This window comes from Microbacterium sp. NPDC076768 (assembly GCF_040687205.1).
Taxonomy (GTDB): domain Bacteria; phylum Actinomycetota; class Actinomycetes; order Actinomycetales; family Microbacteriaceae; genus Microbacterium.
Genome location: NZ_JBFBMU010000001.1, coordinates 952,745 through 968,749 on the forward strand (window position 1 = coordinate 952,745; position 16,005 = coordinate 968,749).

Sequence of the window (16,005 nt, forward strand, 5' to 3'; positions counted from 1 at the left end):
AAATGGTCGTAGATGCCTACCACCGTCTCGCACGCGCGCAGAAGGGGCATGCACGTGGCGCGCCAGCCTACTCCGTATACATCAATCGTCGGATTGGCAGGGTGCTCGCCGCCGTCGCCTACCGGATGGGCCTCACGCCCAACCAGGTCTCGATCATCAGTGCAGTGCACTCCTTTGCCGCGATCGCATTGATCGCGTTTGCTCCGGTGAATGTTCCGATGGGGTTCCTGATCGCCCTGCTTCTTGTGCTCGGATATGCGTGGGATTCGGCAGACGGTCAAGTGGCGCGTCTGCGTGGCGGCGGCAGCCCGCAGGGAGAGTGGCTCGATCACTTCATCGACACGCTCAAAATCTCTTCGCTCCACCTCGCCGTACTGATCGGCCTCTATCGCGTGCTGCCAGAGACGCCGCTTCTGCTCCTGATTCCGATCGTTTTCAGCATCGTCGCGTCGACAACTTTCTCCGGCATGCTGCTCAACGATCTTCTGAAAGGCAAGCATGCCGTGGCATCCACGCATGAGCGCGGCGGGGGCACTCTGCTTCGTTCGCTCATCCTGTTGCCGACAGACTTCGGGCTCGTCTGTCTCGTCTTTGTGCTTTGGGGTTGGACGCCGGCGTTCTTGATTGGCTACGGCGCACTCTGTGCGGCGGCAGTGCTGTTTCTCGCGCTCGCCGCGGTGAAATGGTTCCGTGAGATCGGAAGACTGGGAGCGAATGCATGAGCGGTGAGAACATTTTGGTGGTGTGCGCGGCCAACGTGTGTAGGTCGCCGCTGGCGGAACTCGAGTTGAGACGCGGACTCGGCGCTGATTCTTTGATCTCGGTGAGTAGCGCCGGCGTTCGAGCGAATCCCGGCGACGACATCTGCGAGCTGGTAGCCGCGGTTCACGACGATGACGAGTGGCGTGAGCAGGCAGCAGAGCACAAGGCGAGAGAAGTGACTGTCGAGATCATCGAGCAGTCGAGCATTGTGCTCGCGGCATCGCGTGACATCCGCGGTGAGCTGGTGCGACTCGCGCCGCGCTCTCGCGACTGGATGTTTACGATCAAAGAAGCAGCCCACCTCGGTTCCGGCTTTTCTTCCGAAGCGCCTGATCGGGTGGCGGAGTATGTCGCGCACCTGGACCGGGCGCGTTCGCGGGCAGTGCCGCTCGTTCCATCTGATGACATTCGCAGCCGCGTCAGGCGACTATTCGGGGCGCGCACCGTCAGTGACCCACTGAGCATCGCCGATCAGCACGGCAGTCGTGGCCACCAGGAAACGATCGACGAGGTCGGCGAATCGATAGCTACTATCGTCACTCAGCTGGCTAGACTTTAGTTGAGTACATACTCCTTCAGAATCTAACTCTTGTAATTTTGCGCGTGCCGGAATATCATTAGCCGGTACCACGCTATGCGTGTTATGAGGGGATCCAAGGTCGAGGGGGCCTTGGAAAAAAGTATCTGGGTTCTGGGGAGCTACAGTGTTCAATGTTTCACCATGCCGTTCTGGGGACGGCCCTTCGCGCTTGAAGCGCGCATCATTCATCGCACCTTTGGTGGCACTTGCGTTAGTAACAGCAGGCTGTTCCGCAACGGACGATGCATCAGAGACCTCGACTCCGACGCCGAGCGCTACCAGCTCAGCTGACGAGGCGTTGCCCGCCGATGGGCCCACTGAGGCTCCTTCGCTTCCTGAGGAAACGGGCGAGCTCGATGCGCCGATCTCCTTGTCTACCGATGTAGTCGTCTCGATTGACGAGATCTCAACGATGACTGTCGAGCCAGAGACACCAGGCGAGTACGCCGGCTCTGCCGTCGTTGTCAAAGTCTCCGTCGCTAACGACTCCAAGCAGGCGCAGAGCGTTGACTCTGCGGTCGTCAGTCTTGTGACCGACGATGGCGACCTTGGGGTAGGTACCACTGCCGGACCGAACGAACCTTTGCAGGGCAAGGTAGACGCCGGATCAACGACGCAGGGCACTTACGTCTTCATGCTTGACCCGACCAAGGGGCGCTCGGTGAAGATCAGCGTCAACTATGCCGCGGGTGAGCCGGTCGCAACTTTCGTCGGCAAGCTTTCCTGACGAACACGAGAGCTTGCCTCTCACTTTTTGAAGCGCACTTTCATATTTTAAAAGCAACATCTGGGGCTGGGGAGTCACTATGGGGAACACATCGACCACGAGGCGGGCGCTCAAAGCGCTAGCGTCTGTCGTCACTGGGGCGTTACTCGTCGCGGGGATGACCACAATGGGCGCGCAGGCCGCCACGGCAGAGGTGCCGTCGACGCCACCCCCGCTACTCCAGCGCGACGACAACGTCGTCACGTCTGACCCGATTCCAACAGTTCAGATCGACAATGGCTACGTGTGGGCACAGACGACCATCGGGTCGACCGTCTACGCCGTAGGCAAGTTTGACAACGCACGCGAGCCGCTCGCAGATCCTGGCACAAGCCTGACTGCTCGTTCGAACGTGCTCGCCTATGACATCAACACCGGTGACTTGCTCTCGTTTGCACCGCAGGTGAACGGCGTGATCAAGGCCGTCGCAGCATCACCAGACGGTAGCCGCATCTACATCGGTGGCTCCTTCAACTCGGTAAACGGGCAGTCGCGCTGGAACTTCGCCGCACTCGATGCCACCACAGGTGAGCTTGTTCCTGGGTTCTTCCCGTCGATCGGTGGAACCGGTGTCTATGCACTCTCCACTTCCGGATCGAACATCTACCTCGGTGGGCTCTTCACCCAGGCGAACGGAACCGCACGCAAGAACCTCGCCGCGTTCAGCTCGACCAACGGTGCGCTGCTGAGCTGGGCACCGCAGGCCGACCTCCAGGTCGACGCAATGGTGCTTGACCCCGCCGGGCAGAACGTTGTTGCCGGCGGTCGCTTCTCGCAGGTGAACGGCGACAAGAACATGCGCGGCGCCGCAGCGATCGACAAGTCCACGGGCGCTGTCGATTCCGGATGGGAGCTGCCGCAGACCGTCAAGAACGGTGCGACCTCTGGCAAGGCAGGAATCTTCGGCCTCGCCGCTGATGACACCGCCGTATACGGCACTGGATGGGTTTACGCCGGAGTTACCACCGGAAACCTCGAAGGAACATTCGCGGCAGAAGCCGGAAGCGGCGAGGTTCGCTGGATCGCTGACTGCCTGGGTGACCACTACGGCGTCTACTCGACGGGCGAGGTCGTTTACACCACGAGCCACACACACGCATGTGGAACCATGGGCCTTGCTCCTGAGCAGAGCCCTCGTACCCACCGCTACTCGGAGGCGTATACCACCGACGCACGCGGATCCCTTGGACGGCAGCCGGCAGCCGGCAGCACGTACAAGAACTGGGAGGGCACGCCAGCACCTTCGCCCTACGCATGGACGCCGGACTGGAACGTCGGCGTGACCACAGGTCTCGGTCAGGCAGGACTTTCGATTACGGGAGCCGGCAATATGATCTCGATCGGTGGCGAATTCCGTGCAGTGAACAACGCGCGCTTCGAAGGAATCGTGCGCTTCTCGACCGATCCGCCAGCTGGCGCAAAGGATGGTCCTCGCCTTTCGGGTTCGAGCTGGACGGCAACCGCGAAGACGACCATTCCTGGACGAGTGAGCGTCTCGATTCCCGCCAACTGGGATCGCGATGACCTGACACTCACCTACGAGCTGTACCGTGCGGGGACGACCGCTGCCGTGGCTACAACGACGGCTGACGGCACTTGGTGGAACCGGCCGACAGTTACTCTCAAAGACAACTCGGCGCCTGGAGGAACGCAGCAGTACACCGTCGTCGCGAAAGACGCAGACGGAAACACTGCTAGCAGCCAGTCGGTCAACGTCTCGGTCGTAGCAGGAGAGCCCTCTAGCTACGCAGATGCGGTTGATGCTGACGGAGCCAAAATCTACTACCCCTTGGGGACATCAGCAGAAGACTGGGCGGGCGACAACAAGCCATCGTTCGGCAGTGGCGTTGGCACGGCTTCGTCCGGTGTGGAGAACACCCCAACAGGGGCCTCCTACTTCAACGGCGGAAGCTCAGGGCGCGTTTCGTCGAGCACGAAGCAGAATGATCCCACGGAGTACTCGACCGAGATCTGGTTCAAGACCAACACGAACACCGGCGGCAAACTGATCGGTTTCGGAAACAAGAACTCTGGCACTTCCACCAGCTTTGGCCGTCATCTCTACATGACCAACGACGGTCGGTTGGTCTTCGGCACCTACAACGGGACTCGGCCGTTGCAGACCCTGGAGACCAACACATCTCTGAACGACAACGAGTGGCACTACGCCGTCGCCACGCAGAGTGCAGACGGCATGGCGCTGTACGTCGACGGCGAGCTCGTCGGGTCAGATGCCGGCGCAACCACAGCGCAGAACTACGACGGTTACTGGCGCATTGGTGGAGACAACATGAGCGGCTGGCCTTCGGCCCCCAGCTCGATGTACTTCAAGGGCACGCTCGATGAGGTTGCTGTCTACCCCTACGCTCTGGACGAAACGCAGGTGCAGACGCACTACGGGATCGGCAAGGGCTTCCAGGCTCCGACCGCTTCGTTCACCTCGACCGCAACAGACACGGATGTGGCGTTCGACGCCAGTGCTTCTGCAGCTTCAGGTACGGCCACGATCGCCGGATACAGCTGGGACTTCGGCGACAACTCATCTATTGCTGCTGGCGCTACTGTTGCGCACACCTATGCGGAGGCAGGCACGTATACAGCCAAGCTCACCGTGACGGACAGCAACGGGTTGGCTACGACGACAGAGCAGCAGGTTGTCGTCGAGGCAGCGAACGTGTTGCCAACGGCCGCTTTTGAGCTCACGGGAACCGGCCTCGCTGTTTCCGCTGACGCGTCGGCCTCCGAAGACTCCGACGGCACCATCGACTCCTACGAGTGGAACTGGGGCGACGGCTCGACCTCGACAGGTCAGGTTGCTAACCACCAGTACGCAGCTGCCGGTGACTACGCGGTGACTTTGACCGTGACCGACAACCGGGGTGGCACAGCAACCTCGACGCGCGACGCTGAGGCGACACACGCTGACCCGGTAGCGACCTTTGCGTCGACCGCGTCTGGAACGAAGGTCGATGTTTCGGCTGCAGGGTCGAGCGCGTCAGATGGTGCAACTCTTACCTACTCCTGGAGCTGGGGTGACGGTACCGCTGACGGTACTGGCGCACAGGCCAGCCACACATATGCCGAAGCAGGCACATACGAGATCACGCTGACGGTTGCAGACAGCCTCGGTGGTTCTGCAAGCGTCGCAAACTCCGTGACAGTGCAGACTCAGGTCTTCCCTGCATCTGACGCGTTCGGTCGCGTGGTCTCCAGCGGCTGGGGTGCGGCAGATGCAGGCGGTACCTGGGCACCCATGAGTGGTTCCGCAGCCGCTGCCTCAGTTGCAGACGGTGTGGGATCGATCACTCTCGGACCGGGCGAGACCCGCGAGATGCTCCTGCAGGGAACCTCACTGCTGGATACCTCCTCGAAAATCAGCTACACGCTGTCTGCTGAGCCATCGAAGGGTGTTGTCTACGAGGGCCTCGGAGCACGCCGCTCGGGCGCTAACGGCTACCGTGCACTCGCATGGCACCGAGCTGACGGCACAACCTGGCTCATCCTCCAGCGCAACGGCACGGCGATTGCAAGCGCACCGCTGTCCGGTATGACCTGGTCGGCGGGTAGCACGTTCAACATGGTGATGGAGACGACAGGATCGTCGACCACAACGATCCGCGCCAAGCTTTGGGCGGCCGGAGATGAAGAGCCCAGCGCATGGCAGCTCTCCACGACCGACGCAACTCCTGCGCTGCAGGTTGCTGGTGCGCAGACGGTGTTCTCGTACCGTGCAGGTAGCGCGACGGGAACCAACGTTGCGAGCTTCGACGACTTCACGGTCAGCGATCTCAGCGTCGTAGCGCCGGAGCCCGAGCCCGAGCCCGAGCCCGAGCCCGAGCCAGACCCCACGAACGCGGCACCGGCTGCGGCGTTCACGGCAACGGCAACGGGATTGGTAGCGGCACTTGACGGCGCAGCATCCACCGATTCAGACGGCACCATCGCGTCGTATGCATGGAGCTACGGAGATGACACAACGGGCACTGGCGTGACGAGCAGCCATGAGTACGCCGCCGCTGGCACGTACACGGTCACTCTGACGGTGACCGATGACAAGGGCGCGACCAACATCGCAACGCAGGACGTCACCGTCACTGCACCCGGTGTTGACCCGGAGCCGGAGCCGGAGCCGGAGCCTGAGCCTGAGCCCGAGCCAGAACCCGCCGCTGGCGGTCTGGTGAATGACCAGTTCGACCGCACCTCCGGCCCCGGCTGGGGAACGGCAACAGTCGGTGGAGCATGGACGATCGCTGGCGGCTCGCAGGCAGCCGCTACCGTGGCAGACGGTCGGGGCAAGATGAATCTGATCGCCGGTGACACTCGACACGCGACGCTGAACACGACGGCAATTGCCGACTCGGTGCTTGAGACGCAGTTCCGTGTTGATCAGGCTCCGACCACTGGTAGCGCGTACGTGGGCGTCATTGCTCGCGACTCCGCGGCAGGCAAGTACCTGGTTCGCGCCTGGTTGCGCCCTGACGGCACGATCTGGCTCGTTGCGCACCGCGACGGAACAGTGCTGGCGACGAAGGCGATCTCCGGACTCGCGTTCGCAGCAGACACGTCGTACACGCTGAAGGTCTCGGTGACTGGCACGGATTCTGCAACCATCTCGGCCAAGATGTGGGCGTCCAGTGCAGCAGAGCCGGCCGACTGGCAGCTGAACACCACCGACGCCACGCCGCTGCAGGGCGAGGGTGCTGTGGGGCTCACTGGTTACCGCTCGGGGAGCGCGACTTCGACACTCGGTGTGTCGTTTGATTCGTTCCGCGTGACCGCGCCCCAGTAAGATCCAGACGCATGACCACTGCTGTTCCGATCGCACTCCTCGCCATCGGAGGAATCGCAGCAGTGGTCATCGTCGTTTTGGGGCTTCGTCTGCTTCCGAAGGCGGCATTCGTCGGTTGGGTCTGCGTGCTTTTCTTCGTGCCGATCTGGGTCGGTGTGAACATCAGCTTCTACTGGGCGGCGATTACGCTCCTCACTGCGCTGCTGATTGTCGTCAACTGGTCTGTCGTGCCGCTGAGGGCGGCAGATGCCTGGGTAGCAGGCTTTGTCATCGTGATTGTCGGGCTGTTCGGGTTCGGATCCGTGGATCTTGCTTCCCTCGTTGCGGCACTGCTCGAGTGGGTAGTCCCGTACATCTGGGGCCGCGTCGTTCTGGCGCGAATCGGCGTGGAGTGGGTGACTTCGACAATCTCGGTAATTGCCGTGGTTGCTGCCCTCCTCGCGATCGTTGAGTTTGTCACCTCCTTCAACCCGTTCGTCCTCATTCCAGGCTCTGGCGTTGTGTACGACACGTGGAGTCCGCTACAGGAGCGCGGCGGGCAACTGCGCGTGGAGGGAGCCTTCGGGCATTCCATCGCGCTGGGGGCTGCGCTGGCCATGTCGTCGGCCTTCGTCGTCGCGACGAAATGGAAATTGCTCCCCAAGATCGGTGCCGTCGTGATCATCGCCATCGCGACGGTCCTCACTTTTAGTCGAGCGGGGCTGATCACGTTGGTACTCACCCTCGTGCTCTCCACATTCCTGATAGCGGGTGTCTCCACGAGATTCCGGGTGTCAGTAGCGTTCGCTGGCATCGTGGGAACGGCGATCGTTATTCCGATCATCGACTCCGTGTTCGGAGCCGCGGGAGACGAAGCTGGGGGCAGCGCCGATTACCGGACCGACCTCCTGGTGCTTCTCGAGCAGGTCCAACTGTTCGGCAACCCGGGGGACTGGTACTCGCTTGTTTCTGGGGACTACTACCTCGGATACTTTGCGCGGTCGATCGATAACGCGCTCGTGCTCACGTTGCTGAGGTACGGCTACATCCCGACCTTGTTGATCATGGCGGCGCTGATAGCTGCGGCGGTGATGTCGGTGCGGCGTACGACGCGGAGCCCGGCTTCGCTTGCCGTGGTGGGCCAGCTGCCCAGCCTCTTTGTCGTGGCCTTGATCACGCAATACAGCATGTTTCTCTGGTTCTGCGTCGGCCTTGCGATCACCTGGGCGTATGACGCTGATCTGTTGCGCAGAGGGAGAGAGCGCGAACCTGAGATCACAATATTGAGCACTCCTCTAGAATCAAAACCGTAGGGGGAATGGGGAATCATGGGCGAAGGCCGGGTGAGTCTGCGCGTCATCGCCAGCTCGTTAAAAAAGTTCTGGTGGGTAGTCGTGCTGTCCGCTTTCGTTGGCGCAGTCGGATCCTTCGGCTACGCCTCGTTGCAGACGCCGCTGTACCAGGCGACAACTTCGCTCTACTTTGCTCTTAACCAGAGCACCAGTGCCTCCGATTTGAATCAAGGATCGGTCTACACGCAGAGCCAGATGCTGTCCTTTGCGCAACTTGCAACGAGTTCGCGAGTACTTGAACCTGTCATCGAAGAGCTCGGCCTCGATACCACTCCACAAGTCCTCGCCCGAGACCTTGAGGTTTCGATCCCGCAGAGCACTGTCACTGTGCGAGTGACGGGTATCGCTGATGACGCAGAGGCATCTGCAGACTTGGCGAACGCTGTGGCAGAGCAGCTCATCATCGTCGTCAAGGATGTTGCCCCGAAAGACCCGCAGGGGGAGTCAACAATCACGGCACAGGTCATCGACGATGCCGTTGTGCCCGAATATCAGTTCACCCCGAGTAAGCCCAGAGACGCGCTGCTGGGCGGATTCCTCGGCGGAGTCCTCGGGATGGCGATTGCGATCTTGATCGGTGTGCTCGATAGTCGTGTGCGCAATGAAGAAACTCTCGCAGAAGCGGGAGGCGACCCCGTACTCGGCGTAGTGACAAAGTCACCGCTTCTTGCCACGCGCGGCATAGCTGTTGCGCAGGAGCCGCTGGGTCACACCTCTGAGGAGTTCCGTCGTATTCGCTCGGCGCTTGCGTATGCAAACGTCTCGTCACGCGTAAAGGTGCTTCTCGTTACGTCCGGCAGGCCGAGCGAGGGCAAGTCGACCGTCTCCGTAAACCTCGCCATGACTCTCGCAGGGCTGCGCAACTCCGTGCTGCTGATCGACGCCGACATGCGCCGCCCGCGTTCACACGAACATGCGGGAATTGACGGCTCGATCGGGTTGACCAGTGTGCTCCTAGACGAGGTCGACTTCGAAGTGGCTAAACACAGCGTGGCGGACAGCACGCTCGACATTCTTCCCGCAGGCACCGTCCCGCCGAACCCGGCTGAATTGCTCACGTCTGCTCGCATGTCGCAACTACTCGACTTTGCTGCAGCGGAGTACGACTTTGTGGTGATCGACTCTCCGCCGATCCTGAGCGTTGCAGACGCCAACCTTTTCGCGACCCAGACCGACGGCGTCATCCTCGTTGTTGATGCGACGAAGACCCGGCGGGCAGCGCTGACAAAGAGCATTAAGTCGCTCGAATCAGGAGGAGCTCGCATCCTGGGGACGGTTCTGAACCGCGCTCGTCCTGATCGTCACCGCAGTGAGTACTACAGCGAGTGATTTCCGGCGGTACGGGGTCCGTGCCGCGCTTGTTTTTGACCCCTGATCCAGGTACGATTCTGGAGTTGCGAGGGGGGCTCGCTCTTCGCTAACGGGGTCTAAATTCGGCGAAGACGTTGGGTGATCGTAAATCTGCCCCAGAAGCCGGTGACCTGTTTGTCTTTTCTGCCCCGCGCGTTCGCGCCGAGCACGATTTCTTCCTCTGCCCCTACTCGAGTCCGCCGAAAGGCTGCGGCGACGGGAACGGTTAGCGCTCTTCTCGCTGTGGTCTTAGCGCTCACCTCGGTGCCCGCATCTGCAGTAGCGGATGCGTCCACCACCCGTCCTCAAGCGGTACCCACGACACCGGACCCATATCTCAACGACGATATGAGCCGCACCGTCGCCAACGGTTGGGGTGCATCCGCGACAGGCACGTGGGAGATCGTGGAGGGCTCAGCGAGAGTGTCCTCCGGGCAAGCGATGCTCGCAAGTCGGGCTCCTGGGATCACTGCCAGAGCGACAGTCGATGGGGTGGCGGCTGCCGACGTCAGCAGCACCTTCTCTCTCGTAATCCCTACCCTCCCCGAGGGGGGCTCGCTCTACCTCACGCAGGCGGTGCGAGTCGCTGGCAAGGCTGCGTACGGGGTTCGGGTTCGCCTGCAGCCGGACGGTGCTGCCTACCTTTCCGTTGTTCGTCTGACCGATCTCACCAGCGTTCAGCAATTCTCCGAACGTAAGTTGCCGCTCACAGTGAAGAGCGGAACGGCCCTCTCTGTAGCCTTCGAGGCCGAAGGTTCCAGCCCCGTGAGCCTCAATGCGAAGGCCTGGGCCTCCGGATCTACAGAGCCCAGTGAGTGGCAGGTGACCCACGAGGATTCGTCTCAGGAACGCATTCAATCGGCTGGCGGATACGCATTCTCTCTCTACACCTCTTCTGGCGCGAAGGATGCGGTCTCTGTCGGTATCGACAACGTCATCGTTTCCGCCGCGGGTGACGGATCAGTTGCCGCGCCCGCACCGGACCCAGACCCGGCGACGGTTCCTGAGGTAGACCCGGAGCCTGCTCCAGGGGTCGAACCTGAGTTGCCGGGCACGACAGACGGGGTCAGAGGAGATCCTGGCGCTCGGGCCCCGGGCGCGTTGACGTATCCGGCACCTGCTACAGCCGTCTACGTCGCCTCTACGGGTTCTGATCGAGCCACTGGCACGAAGAACGCTCCTCTGCGTTCCATCGCGGCAGCGCTGCGCGTGGTGCCTAACGGCGGAACGATCGTGCTTCGTGGCGGGACTTATCACGAAGAGGTCGTCATTCCGACCCAAAAGAAGGTCACGATCCAGCCCGCACCGAACGAAGCTGTATGGCTCGATGGAGCGAAGAAGGTCACAGGCTGGAAAGCATCAGGGAACACATGGGTTGTCGACGGGTGGAACCCGGCGCTCGACTCCAGCCCGACTTACTCGAAGGGTGCCCCAGACAACGCCAAGGTCGAATGGCGCTTTGTGGATCCGGATTACCCGATGGCCTCGCACCCAGACCAGGTCTGGATCGGCGGAGTTCAACTCAAAGAGGTTGCCGCGAAGAGCGAGGTCAAGGCAGGCGCCTTCTACGTTGATGATCAGGCAAAGCGATTGATCATCGGCACCGACCCGACAGGTAAATCGGTGGAGGCAAGCGTTTTGACGCAGGCTCTGTCGATCCGATCCGCTGGCACAGAGATCCGCGGGATCGGCGTGCGTCGGTACGCGACCAGCGTGCCAGAGATGGGAACTGTCGTCGCCGCTGCGGCAAACGTCACGCTGACCGATGTCACGATCCGCGACAACTCCACCACGGGGTTCTACTCCTGGTCAGCGGGAACCACGCTCAACCGCGTCTCCTTGATCGGCAACGGAATGTTGGGCGGTGGCGCATCGCAGGCGAACAATCTAACGATCGACCAGATGCTCTCTGTGGGCAACAACACAGAGCGGTTCAACCACTCGCCGGTATCCGGAGCGTTCAAGGTCACGCGTGCGACTGACGTATCGGTGACGAACAGCGCGTTCACCGACAACTACGGACGCGGTCCGTGGTTCGACGAGTCCGTGGTCAATCTTGACTTCACCGGCAACGACGTCATTGGCAACGCCGGACACGGACTGCTCGTAGAGCTCTCTGAGAACGCGGTCGTCGCCGACAACGTGATCGCACGTAATGGGGACTTCGGTCTGTTCGTGTTGGGGTCGGGGAACGTGAAGATTTGGAACAACACCTTCGTAGGAAATGGGAACCGCAACGTCAACATCTCGATGGATGATCGTCGGGCATCCGATCCAGCGGCCTCAGGATACGACCCGAAGGCAAGCTTGAACCCCGCGGCGACGTGGGTCTCGAGAAAGATCGTCATGTCTAACAACGTGATCGCCGAGAGTGCAGGAAGTTGCATGGTCTGCGTGCAGGACTTCTCGCTTACCTACACCGGCGCTCAGATGATCTCGAGCATGGACGGCAACCTGTACCACCGGACATCAGCAGGCACACCCAGGTGGTTCTCGGCATGGTCGCGAGGCGCAGTTTCGCGCGACCCAGCGGTTGCAGACACACTCGCTGCATTTACGGGAGCTACCGGCCATGACAAGCGCTCGAAGTTCGTGGAGGGCACCTCTGTTGTCGACAGCAGCTTCGTGCTGAAGTCTGAGCAGGCGGCGGGCCAGGGGTCGATTGCCCTTCGGGTGCCGTCTGACGTTGCGTCAGTATCTCGACTCTCCGCAAACAGCGCCGCGCTGGGGGCTCTGCCCCGGTGACGATGTAATCATGGGTTCACTTCTCGCCGTCGGCGCGCGCGCGCTGACGATGGTCATCGCGTTGGTCTGCGGAATTCTGACCACCAGAATGATCATCGGCGACGCCGGCATCGATAGTTTCGCCCTCTACACGCTGTTGATCACCATCCCCTCGCTGCTGACGTTTACGGACCTCGGCAGCGGGGCGGTGCTGGTTAACGCCGTCGCGACGAGCGACGACGTGCGCACCGATGAAAAACTGCGCTACCAACTCACCTCCGTCGGCCGCGTGCTGCTCATGTTCGCCGCGTCCGCGATGGCGATCAATACGGTGCTCGTGCTCACAGGGGCGTGGGAAGCCGTGTTTGGTGAAGCAGGGGGGCGCCCAGGGGCGTCTCTGGCGGCTTTCTACTGTGTGACGATCTTCTGCTTGGGCATCCCGCTGGGCGTCTGGGCGCGGATCATGCTCGGCCAGCGTCGCAATCACGTCGTCATCCTGTTGCAGGGACTCATCTCTCCGCTGACACTTGCCGGGGTGTGGTTGATGCTCAGCTTCGGTGGTGACAATCTGCACTCCTTTGTCGCCATCGCATCGTTCACGGCGTCGTTCCTTGTCGCCCTGCTCGGAATTCTGATCACGGCGCGCACGACGTCGCCGTTGATCCCCTCTGCCGCGCGGATGGTGCTGCGCCCTCGTCGCTATCCAGGCGTGCGCGTGATGGACGTGGGGTGGCCGATGTTGGCCCAGATGGTGACCTACCCGATTGCGGTCGGCTCTCAGCGTTACGTGATCGCTCAACTGGGCGGTCCGACCGACGTCGCCGAGTACGGCGTAGCTGGTCAGGTGTTCTTTGCGCTCAACGGATTGGTGATGGCTGGTGGGCTCGCGCTCTGGCCGCATTTCGCGCGTATGCGGCACGACGGAGGCCTCCGCCGCGGCCCGTTCCTGTTGTCGGCGCTCTTCGCGGTCGCCGTGGCGATGGCGACAGTTATGGTGTGGCTCGTCGGCCCCTGGCTATTTGAGTTCATCACGCAGGGTGAGCTGACGGTGCGCGCCTCGACGATCTTCGCTTTCGGCCTGATGATCATGATGACCGCCGCTGTCTATCCGCTCGGCATGTTCATCATGGACAAGCCGGGAATTCGCTTTCAGGTGATTCCGACACTCAGCATGGCTGCGGTGGGCGTCACTCTTTCGTTTGTGCTGACGCCAGTGCTCGGTATTGCCGGACCGCTGCTCGGTGTCGCGTTCGCGTTGCTGGTGTGCCAGCTGATCCCGTTCTCGATCTACATCGTGCGGAACAAGGCACGGCTGACAGCAGGAAGCCCCGAACAGATCAGCTGATCTGCTCGGGGCTTTTGGTGCTAAATCGTCAGCGCAGTACGTGCGCCGTAATGCTCTTCCGGTAGACAGAAGGTGCATGGCGCCGAAGGGCCTCGGCGCGGCTGTCTGCGACGGTCGACACCATCTCGTCCCATCGCGAGGTGATATCGGTGAGTGCCGCGGCAATCGAATCCGCATCGCCGGGGGTAACGAGTTGAGCTGTCGCATACCCGCCAGCTGCTTCTCGAAGACCGCTGCTGTCGCTGGCAACCACGGGCCGCAGGGCAAGGACTCCTTCGACGGCAGTGTTTCCGAACGGCTCGTCCATGCGCGAAGGCACGACAAGCACATCAGCCTCGGTGAGGAAAGGCCAGATGTCGGTGTGGAATCCGGCGAAGTTGACGGTAACTCCCGCGGCGTTCGCCTGCTCGCGAAGCTCGTCCTCAAACCACTCATAGCCTTCAAAAACTGCCCCGAGGAGGGTGACTTCGACAGTGTGGCCCTTCTGGCGCAGTCGAGAAGCTGCCTCAATCACGAGATCAGGACCCTTGCGAGGCGAGAGGCGGCCGACGTACAAGACACGCAGCGCGTGCTCGATGCGTGGGCGCGGCGACACCGGCTGGGGTGGGGACGCAACTCCGTTGTAAACGACATGCGACCGACCGGCGAGCGCCGGAAGCGCATGCTTGATGGTCTGGAGGCTGAACTGACTGTTGACCAGCGTGCGCTCTGAGGCGAGATGTGGGGAGTAAAGAATGCTGTTGACGATCGTGTTGCCCGAAGCCTCCGCTTCGTGCACATGGCTGACTGAGCGCGTGCGCCGCAGCTTGGCCACGAGGGGCCACTGAGGGATGATGATCGTCGAAACATAGACCACGTCAGGGCGCACACGACCGATCAGACGCCATGCTGCACCGAGTCCGCGGAACGTATCCCGAAAGAGGCGGGGGAGCCCACGCGGAGTCAGCAGCACCTTGCGCAATACAAGCATCGGCACGATAACAACCTCTGCGCCGGCGGCGCGGAGCTCACTCACAAGCAGACCGTTGCTCGGCAAGGCGACGACGACTCGGGCGCCAGACTCGACGAGACCGATCGCGCTCTCCAGCAACATGCGGTCGGAGCCGAACATCTCGGCGCCGGGGTGCACCAAAAGTGCGGTGTGCGGTGCGGATGAACGGGTCATGAGGCCTCCGGGTCCGCCGGAGCGGGAGCCCAATCAGTCGTGCGACGGCGGGCGCGACGGGCCGCCGGGTGAATTGTGGAACGCTCGGCAAGGCGTTGGGCGAGTGCCTCATACTCGTCCGCCACCTCATCCCAGCGGAATCGGGTGCGGGCTACTTCTCGCCCCTGGGTTGCAAGCGAAGCCGTTCGCGCAGGGTCGGACTCCGCTTCCACCACCTGGGCGGCGACGTCGGCCGCGTTGGCGAAGAACCAGCCGTTACCATCGAGCACTTCCCTGTTGAAGGGAACATCGAAGCCAATCACAGCGGTTCCTGCCCCCATCGCGCGCAGCAGTGATGGGTTGGTGCCACCAACCGAGTGCCCGTGCAGGTACGTCACCGCGTTGGCGTAGAGGGCGTCGAGCAACTCTTGGTCGTACACGCCACCCACGAGCTTGATCCGATCATCTCCGTCGGCAACCCGTTGGATCTCCTGGGTGTAACCGGCACTGTACGGCGCAGATCCGACGACGACGAGCGGCAGCTTTGCGTCGCTGTCACGGTAGCCCTCGACGATCTCGAGCACATGGTTCTCCGGTTCGAACCGAGCCACCACCAGGTGGAAGCCGCCGGGAGTAAGCCCCATCTCGTCGACGCTACGCTCTGGTAGCTGATCGAGGATCGGCGCTCCGTAGCGGATGAGTTCGGTGGGCACGTTGAACTGGTGACGGTAATAGTCGGCAATTCCGGGGGCGTCAGCGATCAGGGCGTCAGCGGTGCGAACACCGAACTGCTCGGCCCAGCGGTAGTACGCCTTGCCACGAGGGCCCCACTTCGACCGGCGCCATTCCAGGCCATCCATGTGCAGCGCGACGGGTGCGCGGCGCAGACGAAGCAGCGGCAGGAACGGAGAGTTCGCCGCGTTGAATACGAACGTCGCATCCGGGCGGCGGTGAACCATGAGGTGCAGTGCAGAAAGACCAGTGTGGCTGAGCGTCTCGATCTGCTTTACCGGCACCGCGGGAAGGTGCACAACCCGCATTCCGAGAAACTCTTTCTCGCGTCGTTCGGAACCTCGTGTGTACACAACAACATCGTGACCACGATCAGCGAGTCGCCGACCGACCTCTTCAATAGCGGTCTCGAACCCGCCATAGGCTGCGGGCACTCCTCTGGTCCCCACCATCGCAATGGTGAGGCGTTTCGAATTGCTCAT

General features: G+C 61.8%; 10 protein-coding genes. 8 read left to right on the forward strand and 2 right to left on the reverse strand.

Going from position 1 to position 16,005, the window contains the following annotated elements; genetic code table 11:
- The first annotated feature begins 2 nt into the window (after positions 1-2).
- The 8 genes from AB0O87_RS04720 to AB0O87_RS04755 all read left to right on the forward strand — a co-directional run bounded on the left by AB0O87_RS04720 (position 3) and on the right by AB0O87_RS04755 (position 13,647).
- The gene (locus AB0O87_RS04720; RefSeq protein ID WP_363512212.1) at positions 3-722 is read left to right on the forward strand and encodes a CDP-alcohol phosphatidyltransferase family protein; all 720 of its coding nucleotides are present in this window, start codon (positions 3-5) and stop codon (positions 720-722) included.
- Positions 719-1,321, forward strand: coding sequence for a hypothetical protein (locus AB0O87_RS04725; RefSeq protein ID WP_363512214.1), 603 nt, complete (start codon positions 719-721; stop codon positions 1,319-1,321). Before AB0O87_RS04720 ends, AB0O87_RS04725 begins: the two co-directional genes overlap by 4 nt.
- 190 nt (positions 1,322-1,511) lie before the next feature.
- Positions 1,512-2,069, forward strand: a complete 558-nt coding sequence (locus AB0O87_RS04730) for a hypothetical protein (protein WP_363512216.1) — start codon at positions 1,512-1,514, stop codon at positions 2,067-2,069.
- A gap of 79 nt (positions 2,070-2,148) precedes the next feature.
- Complete coding sequence (locus AB0O87_RS04735) at positions 2,149-6,897, forward strand: PKD domain-containing protein (RefSeq protein WP_363512218.1); 4,749 nt, start codon at positions 2,149-2,151, stop codon at positions 6,895-6,897.
- Positions 6,898-6,908: 11 nt separating this feature from the next.
- Entirely contained in the window at positions 6,909-8,189 is a 1,281-nt protein-coding gene (locus AB0O87_RS04740) for a hypothetical protein (RefSeq protein WP_363512220.1), read from the forward strand.
- A 15-nt stretch (positions 8,190-8,204) separates the two neighbouring features.
- Complete coding sequence (locus tag AB0O87_RS04745; protein WP_363512222.1) at positions 8,205-9,557, forward strand: polysaccharide biosynthesis tyrosine autokinase; 1,353 nt, start codon at positions 8,205-8,207, stop codon at positions 9,555-9,557.
- Between the two features lie 285 nt (positions 9,558-9,842).
- A complete protein-coding gene (locus AB0O87_RS04750; RefSeq protein ID WP_363512224.1) occupies positions 9,843-12,323 on the forward strand; it encodes a right-handed parallel beta-helix repeat-containing protein in 2,481 nt (826 codons plus the stop codon).
- 10 nt (positions 12,324-12,333) lie between these two features.
- Positions 12,334-13,647: a hypothetical protein gene (locus tag AB0O87_RS04755; protein ID WP_363512226.1), complete on the forward strand. Its 1,314-nt coding sequence runs from the start codon at positions 12,334-12,336 to the stop codon at positions 13,645-13,647.
- A 28-nt stretch (positions 13,648-13,675) separates the two neighbouring features.
- On the opposite strand, the gene AB0O87_RS04760 is transcribed toward AB0O87_RS04755, so the two are convergent.
- Together AB0O87_RS04760 and AB0O87_RS04765 are read right to left on the reverse strand one after the other, a co-directional pair.
- Positions 13,676-14,812: a glycosyltransferase gene (locus AB0O87_RS04760; protein WP_363512228.1), complete on the reverse strand. Its 1,137-nt coding sequence runs from the start codon at positions 14,810-14,812 to the stop codon at positions 13,676-13,678.
- Positions 14,809-16,005 carry a glycosyltransferase gene (locus AB0O87_RS04765; protein ID WP_363512230.1) on the reverse strand — a complete coding sequence of 399 codons (1,197 nt, stop codon included), beginning with the start codon at positions 16,003-16,005 and terminating at the stop codon, positions 14,809-14,811. The genes AB0O87_RS04760 and AB0O87_RS04765 overlap by 4 nt, the downstream gene beginning before the upstream one ends.

What these genes read in the sequence shown, in the direction of transcription:
- AB0O87_RS04720 (WP_363512212.1), top strand. Translation starts at nt 3, where the DNA reads ATGGTCGTAGATGCCTACCACCGTCTCGCACGCGCGCAGAAGGGGCAT.
- AB0O87_RS04725 (WP_363512214.1), top strand. Translation starts at nt 719, where the DNA reads ATGAGCGGTGAGAACATTTTGGTGGTGTGCGCGGCCAACGTGTGTAGG.
- AB0O87_RS04735 (WP_363512218.1), top strand. Translation starts at nt 2,149, where the DNA reads ATGGGGAACACATCGACCACGAGGCGGGCGCTCAAAGCGCTAGCGTCT.
- AB0O87_RS04740 (WP_363512220.1), top strand. Translation starts at nt 6,909, where the DNA reads ATGACCACTGCTGTTCCGATCGCACTCCTCGCCATCGGAGGAATCGCA.
- AB0O87_RS04745 (WP_363512222.1), top strand. Translation starts at nt 8,205, where the DNA reads ATGGGCGAAGGCCGGGTGAGTCTGCGCGTCATCGCCAGCTCGTTAAAA.
- AB0O87_RS04755 (WP_363512226.1), top strand. Translation starts at nt 12,334, where the DNA reads ATGGGTTCACTTCTCGCCGTCGGCGCGCGCGCGCTGACGATGGTCATC.
- AB0O87_RS04760 (WP_363512228.1), bottom strand. Translation starts at nt 14,812, where the DNA reads ATGACCCGTTCATCCGCACCGCACACCGCACTTTTGGTGCACCCCGGC.
- AB0O87_RS04765 (WP_363512230.1), bottom strand. Translation starts at nt 16,005, where the DNA reads ATGAGCAATTCGAAACGCCTCACCATTGCGATGGTGGGGACCAGAGGA.